Annotated in this window: 7 protein-coding genes, 1 tRNA gene and 1 pseudogene; 6 read left to right on the forward strand and 3 right to left on the reverse strand. The window is 68.2% G+C overall.

The genetic code is table 11. The features are described 5' to 3' along the window. Positions 1-11 precede the first annotated feature (11 nt). The 3 genes and pseudogenes from VFK57_05980 to VFK57_05990 form a co-directional block, all read right to left on the reverse strand. Positions 12-854 carry a 5'-3' exonuclease H3TH domain-containing protein gene (locus tag VFK57_05980; protein HET7695240.1) on the reverse strand — a complete coding sequence of 281 codons (843 nt, stop codon included), beginning with the start codon at positions 852-854 and terminating at the stop codon, positions 12-14. A 2-nt stretch (positions 855-856) separates the two neighbouring features. Beyond that, a pseudogene (locus VFK57_05985) lies at positions 857-1,321 on the reverse strand (peroxiredoxin). Between the two features lie 762 nt (positions 1,322-2,083). Beyond that, positions 2,084-2,233: a lmo0937 family membrane protein gene (locus VFK57_05990; GenBank protein ID HET7695241.1), complete on the reverse strand. Its 150-nt coding sequence runs from the start codon at positions 2,231-2,233 to the stop codon at positions 2,084-2,086. A 131-nt stretch (positions 2,234-2,364) separates the two neighbouring features. On the opposite strand from VFK57_05990, the gene VFK57_05995 reads away from it, so the two are divergent. The 6 genes from VFK57_05995 to VFK57_06020 form a co-directional block, all read left to right on the forward strand. After that, positions 2,365-5,490, forward strand: a complete 3,126-nt coding sequence (locus tag VFK57_05995) for a hypothetical protein (protein ID HET7695242.1) — start codon at positions 2,365-2,367, stop codon at positions 5,488-5,490. Further along, positions 5,490-6,320 carry a hypothetical protein gene (locus VFK57_06000; protein ID HET7695243.1) on the forward strand — a complete coding sequence of 277 codons (831 nt, stop codon included), beginning with the start codon at positions 5,490-5,492 and terminating at the stop codon, positions 6,318-6,320. The genes VFK57_05995 and VFK57_06000 overlap by 1 nt, the downstream gene beginning before the upstream one ends. Before the next feature lie 14 nt (positions 6,321-6,334). After that, positions 6,335-6,607 (forward strand): acylphosphatase, encoded by a 273-nt coding sequence (locus VFK57_06005; GenBank protein HET7695244.1) that lies wholly within the window; start codon positions 6,335-6,337, stop codon positions 6,605-6,607. Beyond that, positions 6,604-7,119, forward strand: coding sequence for an adenine phosphoribosyltransferase (locus VFK57_06010; GenBank protein HET7695245.1), 516 nt, complete (start codon positions 6,604-6,606; stop codon positions 7,117-7,119). Before VFK57_06005 ends, VFK57_06010 begins: the two co-directional genes overlap by 4 nt. Before the next feature lie 28 nt (positions 7,120-7,147). Beyond that, positions 7,148-7,221 (forward strand) — tRNA-Arg (locus VFK57_06015). Positions 7,222-7,271: 50 nt separating this feature from the next. Continuing rightward, positions 7,272-7,990: tetratricopeptide repeat protein (locus VFK57_06020; protein HET7695246.1), on the forward strand; the 719-nt coding region annotated here is incomplete at its 3' end.

Below are 7,990 nucleotides of genomic sequence, written 5' to 3' on the forward strand. Positions count from 1 at the left end.
CGGCGTGCTGCCTAGGAGCGCGCGGCGTCGAACCGCGCCGCCATCGGCGCGAACGCCGGCGTCGGACCGCGCCAGCGCAGCTCCTCGACCGATTCGAAGAGCGGCACGTCGGTGCGCAGCGTGGCGAGCGTGCGGAACAGAAAGGCGCGGTCGCGCTCGCGCAGCCAGGTCTTCGCGAGCCCGGCGGGATTCGCCACGTTCGCCTGCCAGACGCGCCAGTCCTCGGGAATCGCGTCGAGATGACCGAAGCGCGCCAGAACCGCGGCGGTCGACTTCGGTCCCCACCCCTGCAGCCCCGGGTATCCGTCCGCGGCGTCGCCGACCAGCGCGAGGTAATCCGGGATCGACGCCGGCGGCACGCCGAACCTGGCGACGACGCCCGCTTCGTCGATCGTCGCGCGCGAGCGCCGGTTCAACTGCACGACGCGCGTGCCGCGCACGCACTGCGCCAGGTCCTTGTCCGGCGTGCAGATGATCACCCGATCCACCGACGGGTCCGCCGCCGCCCGCGCCGCGCCCGCCGCCAGCGCATCGTCCGCCTCGAATTCCACCATCGGCCACACCACCACGCCGAGGGCCGACAGCGCGTCTTCGAGGAGCGGGAACTGGGCGAGCAGATCGGGGTCAATGCCGGCGCCGGTCTTGTAGCCGGGCCAGAGATCGTTGCGGAACGATTCGATGACGTGGTCGGTGGCGACGGCGACATGCGTCGCGCCGCCGTTGATCATTCCCAGGACGGAAGCGACGACACCGCGGACGGCGGCGACCTCGCGGCCGTCGCCGTCCCGGGCGGATGGCAGTGCGTAGTAGTGACGGAACAGCTCGTAGGTTCCGTCGACGAGATGAACGTCCAGCGCTACTTCTTCTCTTTGATGCCGAGTTCTTTCAGCTTGGCGACCACGTTGGCGCCGGCGTCCTTGGTGCCGGGGGCCTTCTCGATGTGGAGGATGGTGCCGTCCGGACCGATGTAGAAGGTCCAGCGCTGCGCGGAGCGGGGCGCATCCGGCTGCGCGACGCTCGGAGCGCGGAGCACGCCGTAGCTCTCGGCGACCTTGCGGGACGGGTCGCTGAGGATGGGGAAGTCGGCTTTCTCCTTTTCGGCGAACGCCTTGTTGTCCTCGGGCGTGTCGACGCTGATCATGTAGTACGCGACGTCGAACTGCCGGATTTGATCCCCGCTCTCACGGAGCGAGTTGCATTCGGCCGTTCAACCACCGGTGAACGCTTTCGGGAACCAGGCGAGGACGACCGCCTTGCCCTTGTGGGCCGAGAGCGAGTGCGTCCTGCCGTCCGAACCCGGCAGCGAGAAGTCGGGGGCCTTGTCGCCCACCTTGAGTTCCTGCGCCATTGCGAGTGTTCCTGTCAGGCCTGCGGCACACACGAGCACCGCCACCCGGACCCATCGGGCCATTCCGGCTCCTTTCATGACGAGCCAACGATAGCACGGCCGGTGCTCCTCACCAGTCCGTGGGTGCCGCAAGTGGGAGAGCGTCGGAAGGGCGAAGCCGCTCGGGTGAATGCACACGAGCGAGAGAGCGTGGAGGGGAGTCCGAGGGGCGAAGCCCCTCGGATGAGAAAAGCGCGGGGGGAAGTAGACAGCAGGGGATTCGTCGTCAAGCCAGCGCTGCGAGCTGAAGGAGAGCGGTCCCGCCCGGAGGTGACGCGACCACACGCCTGACGCCTGCTGTCTACTTGCCTCCGCGCTCTACATCTTTTCGATCAACCGGCCCCAGCGATACGCGTAGAGGTATTCGCTGCGGCAGTTGGGGCAGAGGAACGAGCCGACCCAGGAACCCGCGCGCCGATTCTGCTCGACGCACTCGAGGCCGTACGTACAGTGTGCGCACGTCAGCGCGCGACCGTGCGGGTACGCGCCGGCGTGCACTTCCGAAGCCTGAACCGCTCCGGACAGCGACCCGATTGAGCTGTGGGCCCTGGGCATCCTCCGAAAATGGAGCAACCCCCGTGCCGTGTGGGCCCTCGCGAAAACAGGCCTGAAATCGACGATTCCGGCCTGACCGTCCTCCCCTCGCGCAGCCAAGCCGTTGGCCGGTAGCCAACAGCTTGGCCGGTGCTGGGGGCGCTACACCGTGCGGCGGCCGCTGACCAGACCGACGATGAAGAGCACGATCGCGATCACGAGCAGCACATAGATGAAGTTGCCGAGCGTGTAGCCGCTGACCAGTCCGAGCAGCCACAGCACCAGCAGGATCACCGCAATCGTAAACAGCATCGTTTCCCTCCTGGCGCCGATTACAGCACAGGGCGTGCCCACCGCGAGACCGCTGCCGCCTCTTCCATAAGAGCGGATCCGCCCCGTTTGTGAGTCGCCCGCTACGTACTGATGGTTTAGGATGAGGCTCCATGAGCATGTCGAGGTCCAAGCCGATCAAGTTCGCGCTCGTCGTCGCGTTGTTGAGCCTCACCGTCGCGGCGCCTGACGCACAAGTCGATACTTCTCTCTTCGCCGGCCTGCGCTGGCGCTCCGTCGGACCGCCGCGCGGCGGCCGCTCGCAAGCGGTCGCCGGCAGCGCCGCCCGCCCGCACGAGTACTACTTCGGCGCCACTGGCGGCGGCGTCTGGAAGACGACGGACGGCGGCGTGACCTGGCGCCCGGTAACCGACAGGCAGATCCGCACGTCATCGGTCGGCGCGGTGCAGATCGCGCCGTCGAACCCCGACGTCGTGTATGTCGGGATGGGGGAGACGCAGCTGCGCGGCAATGTCATTCAGGGCGACGGTGTGTACAAAACCACCGACGCGGGGAAGACCTGGACGCACATGGGGCTCGAGAAGACGCAGGCAATCGCCCGAATCCGCATTCACCCCACCAACCCCGACATTGCGTTCGTCGCGGCGCTCGGCAATCCGTACGGACCGAATCCCGACCGTGGCGTCTTCCGCACCAGGGACGGCGGCAAGAGCTGGGAAAAAGTCCTGTTCAAGGATGAGAAAACCGGCGCCGTCGATCTCGTCCTCGATCCGGCGAACCCCAGCGTGATGTACGCCGGACTGTGGGAGGTGTTCCGCACGCCGCACTCGCTGTCGAGCGGCGGACCCGGCAGCGGGCTCTACAAGAGCACCGACGGCGGGACATCGTGGACCGAGCTGACGCGGAACCCAGGGCTGCCGAAGCCGATCTGGGGCAAGGTCGGGATCGCGGTCTCCGGCGCCGATCCCAATCGCCTGTGGGCGATCATCGAAGCCGCCGACGGCGGCATCTTCATGTCGGACGACGCCGGCGCGACGTGGAAGATGGTCAACGACGATCGCCGCATCCGGCAGCGCGCGTTCTATTACACCCGCATCTACGGCGACCCGAAGACGAAGGACACGTTCTACGTGCTCAACACCGGTCTGTATCGATCGGTGGACGCAGGCAAGACGCTGCGCGCGATCCAGGTGCCGCACGGCGACAACCACGATCTGTGGATCTCCCCCGAGGATCCGCGCCGGATGGCGAACTCGAACGACGGCGGCGCCAACGTCTCGGTCAACGGCGGCGAGTCGTGGACCAGCCAGCGCTACCCGACGGCGCAGTTCTACAACGTGTTCACCACCAGCCACGTCCCGTATCACGTCTGCGGCGCGCAGCAGGACAACTCGACGGCGTGCGTCTCGAGCGCCGGCACCGGCGACGATCTGTACGACGTCGGCGGCGGCGAGAGTGGATACATCGCGCCGGATCCGACTGACACCGACGTGTTCTATGCCGGGAGCTACGGCGGCCTGCTGACGCGCATCAACCGCCGCACCGGCGAGGATCGCGCCATCAACGTCTGGCCCGACAACCCGATGGGGCACAACTCGGCGTCGATGACGCAGCGCTTCCAGTGGACGTTCCCGATCGTCATCTCCCCGACCGATCCGAAGACCGTCTACGTCACCTCGCAGCACGTGTGGAAGTCCACCAACCAGGGTCAGTCGTGGCAGCAGATCAGCCCGGATCTCTCCCGCCACGATCCGTCGACCATGGGGGATTCCGGCGGGCCGATCACCCTCGACCAGACCGGGGTCGAGACGTACGCGGTGGTCTTCGCGCTCGCCCCCTCGCCGCTCGACGGCAGCGTGCTGTGGGCGGGATCGGACGACGGCTACGTGCACGTGACGCGCGACGGCGGCGCGAACTGGTCCAGGATTACGCCGCCCGATCTGCCCGAGTTCGCCCGGGTCAGCTTCATCGAGGCGTCGCCGCACGACGCCGGCACCGCCTACCTCGCGGCCAATCGCTACCAGCGTTCCGATCGCGCGCCGTACGTCTACCGCACGCAGGACTACGGCAAGACGTGGACGAAGATCGTCGGCGGCATCCGCCCCGACGATTTCGCGCGGACCATCGCGGAGGATCCGAAGCGGAAGGGACTGTTGTTCCTGGGGACCGAGACCGGCATCTACGTCTCGTTCGACGCCGGCGGCGTCTGGCAGCCCTTCAGCCTCGATCTGCCGACCACGCCCGTGCACGGCATCCGCATCAAGAACGACGACCTGGTGATCGGCACCCACGGCCGCGCGTTCTACGTCATGGACAACATCAACGTGCTGCGCCAGATCGAACGGCGCACGACCGACGATCCGGTGGTGTTGTTCAAGCCCGGCGACGCGATGCGATCGGTGTCGCGCGGCGTGGCGATCGACTACTTCCTGAAGCAGCCTGCCGACGCCGTCACGATCGAGATCCTCGACGCGCAGGGGACGCTGATCAAGAGCTTCACCGGCAAGCCCGCCCCGGCGCCCGCGCCGGGGGGCGCACCCGCCGCGCCCCCCGCGGAAGAGGGCGGCGGATTCCGTCAGCCCCCCGCGCGCGTGCCGGTCGCGCAGGGGCTGAACCGCTTCGTGTGGGACACGCGCTATCCCGACGCGGCGACGTTCCCCGGATTGATCATGTGGGCCGGCAGCGTGCGCGGTCCGCAGGCGCCTCCCGGGCAGTATCAGGTGCGGCTGACCGCCACGGGCCCCTTCGGCGGCGCGCAGGGCACGCAGACGAAGACGCAGCCCTTCAGCATCGTCCGGAAGCCGGGCATCAGTGCCACTGACGCCGATCTGCAGCAGCAGTTCGCGCTCGCGCGCGACATCAACGCCAAGGTGAGCGCGGCCAACGAGGCGGTGATCAAGATCCGTTCGGTCAAGGATCAGGTCGCCGATCGCGCCGGCAAGGCGAAGGACGCGAAGATCAAGGCGATGGCCGACGCGCTGACGACCAAGCTCACCGACGTGGAAGGGCAGCTGTATCAGTACCGCAACCGCAGCAGCCAGGATCCGCTCAACTTCCCGATCCGGTTGAACAACAAGCTCGCCGCGCTGCAGGGGATCGTCGAGTCCGGCGATTATCGTCCGACCGATCAGTCGTACGCCGTGTTCAAGGAGCTCACCGGGCAGCTCGAGACGCACCTGGGACGCCTCGACGCGCTGCTCGCGGCCGACGTCGGCGCGTTCAACAAGCAGATCGCGAAGAAGAAGCTGCCGCCGGTGACGCCGGCGGCCGGCAAGTAGTGGCCAAGGTCCAGTCCAGCACCTATGGCGAGTCGCGGCTGCGCATGCTGCGCGTGCTGCAGCGCGGCGACCGCCATGACCCGAAAGACCTGACGATCGGCGTCCGGTTCGAGGGGCCGATCGACGCGATGGTGCCGGGCGAAGCGGTGAAGAATCTCGTCCACCGCGTCGTCCGCGAGCAGGAGCACGCGGCGTCGTCGATCGAATCGCTGGGCCTGGAAATCTGCGGGCAGGTTCTGGCGCGGCATCCCGGCATCGGACTGGCGCGCGTGGAGATCTCCGAGCAGCCCTGGGCGCGGCTCGACGCCGGCGGCAAGGCGCAGGGGCAGGCGTTCACACCGGCGGGCGTGGAGCGGCGGACGGCGAGCGTCAGCAGCAACGGTACGCGGACGTCGGTATCGGCCGGCGTGGAGAACCTCGTCCTGCTGCGCACCGGCGGTTTCGCGCCGACGTCGCGCGGACGTCCGGCGGACGAACCGACGGCCGACGGGCTGCAGCGCGTCTTCGTCGCCAGGCTGTCGGCGCGCTGGGCGTACACGTCCGGCGACATCGCCTTCGCGCCGTATCGCGCCGGCGTGCGCCAGGCGATCGTCGACACCTTCGCGTGGCACAAGGGACCGACGAGCCGCGCCACGCTCGCCGCGATCGCGGAGGTGGTGCTCCAGAGCCATCAGGAGATCGCCCAGATCACGCTGACGCTGGAGGAGCATCCGTACCGGCCCGTCGATCTGCTCGAGCTGTCGGTCGAGGGGGACGCGCTGTTCGTCGTCCGCGACGAGCCGATCGGCGTGATCGAGATTACCGTCGACAGGGACGAGCGATCCCAATAGAATCGGCAGTTCGCATGAAGGTCGCGCGCCGCTACATCGTCGCCGGGCGCGTGCAGGGCGTCGGGTTCCGCTGGTTCACCCACGATGCCGCGGCACGCGAGGGCATTCACGGCTGGGTACGCAACCTCGCCGACGGCTGCGTGGAGGTCGTCGCCGAGGGAGACGCCGAGTCGCTGTTCCGGTTCGAGGCGGCGGTGCGGCGCGGTCCCGGCGGCGCGCGCATCGAGCGCGTCGAGGTGGAAGAACAGGCGCCCGCGGGGCGCACCACAGGATTCGAGATTAGATGAACGAGCTCAAGACCCGTATCCGCCACGTGCCGGATTTCCCCAAGGCTGGCATTCTCTTCTACGACGTCACCACCCTGTTGCGCGACCCGGAGGGGTTCAGGCTCGCGATCGACGCGATGTCGGAGCCGTATCGCGGCGCCGGGATCTCGCTGGTCGTCGGCATCGAGAGCCGCGGCTTCATTCTCGGCGCCGCGGTCGCGGACCGCATCGGCGCGGGCTTCGTGCCGGTCAGGAAGGTCGGCAAGCTGCCGCACACGACGATCCGCGTCAGCTACGATCTGGAGTACGGCAGCGACAGCCTCGAGATGCACAGCGATGCGGTCGAGCCCGGCCAGCGCGTGCTGATCGTCGACGATCTGCTCGCCACCGGCGGCACGGCGCGCGCGGCGGTCGACCTCGTCCGCAAGCTCGGGGGGGACGTCCACGGCGTCGCCGTGCTCATCGAGCTGGTGGCGCTCAACGGCCGCGAGAAGCTCGAGGGAGAGAACCTGCGGGCCGTCCTCCAGTACTAGCGGTACAATCGAGACTCCCCGTCGCCATGCGCCCGTAGCTCAGCAGGATAGAGCATCGGTTTCCTAAACCGGGGGTCGCAGGTTCGAGACCTGCCGGGCGCAAACCTCTGAGCGGACCGGACAGCGGCAGCGGGCAGCGGACAGCAGCGACTATGAAATCAACGGAACGTCACAGGCTCAAAGAGAACGAATTCGCGCATACCGTCGCCCGGACGCGCGAGATGGTCGAACAGCGCCGGAAGGAAGTCGCGACGATTGCCATCGCGTTGATCGCGGTCACGGTCGTCGTCGGCGGCTATTTCGCCTGGCGCGCGTCGCGGGACAGCAAGTCGGAAGCGCTGCTCGCCGGCGCGCTCGCCGTCGCCGAGGCGCCGGTGTACACGCCGCCGCCGCCCGCCCCCGGGAGCCCGCCGCCGGTGCAGCCGCCCGGCACGTTCCGCACCGAGCGCGAACGCCTGGAGGCGGCACTGCCGAAGCTGCAGGCGGCCGCGGATGCGTATCCGAACAGCAACGCGGGGATCACCGCGCGCTATCACCTCGCGGCGGCGCTGGCGGAGCTCGGCCGGTTTGCGGAAGCGGAGCAGCGCTACAACGAGGTGCTGCAGAAGGCCGGCAGCCGCAGCATCTATCGCCAGACCGCCCGCCTCGGAATCGGCGAAGCACAGCTCGCGCAGGGCAAGGGGGACGCCGCGATGACGACGTTCAAGGAGCTGTCGACCGACACCAACTCACAGCTGCCGGTCGACGGCGTGCTGATGCAGCTCGGGCGCGCCGCGATCGCGGCGGGCAAGACCGACGAAGCGACGCGCGCCTTCACCCGCGTCGTGGACGAGTTCCCCCAGTCGCTCTACGTCTCTGAAGCCAGAGAAAA

It is taken from the genome of Vicinamibacterales bacterium (assembly GCA_035699745.1).
Lineage (GTDB): Bacteria > Acidobacteriota > Vicinamibacteria > Vicinamibacterales > 2-12-FULL-66-21 > JAICSD01.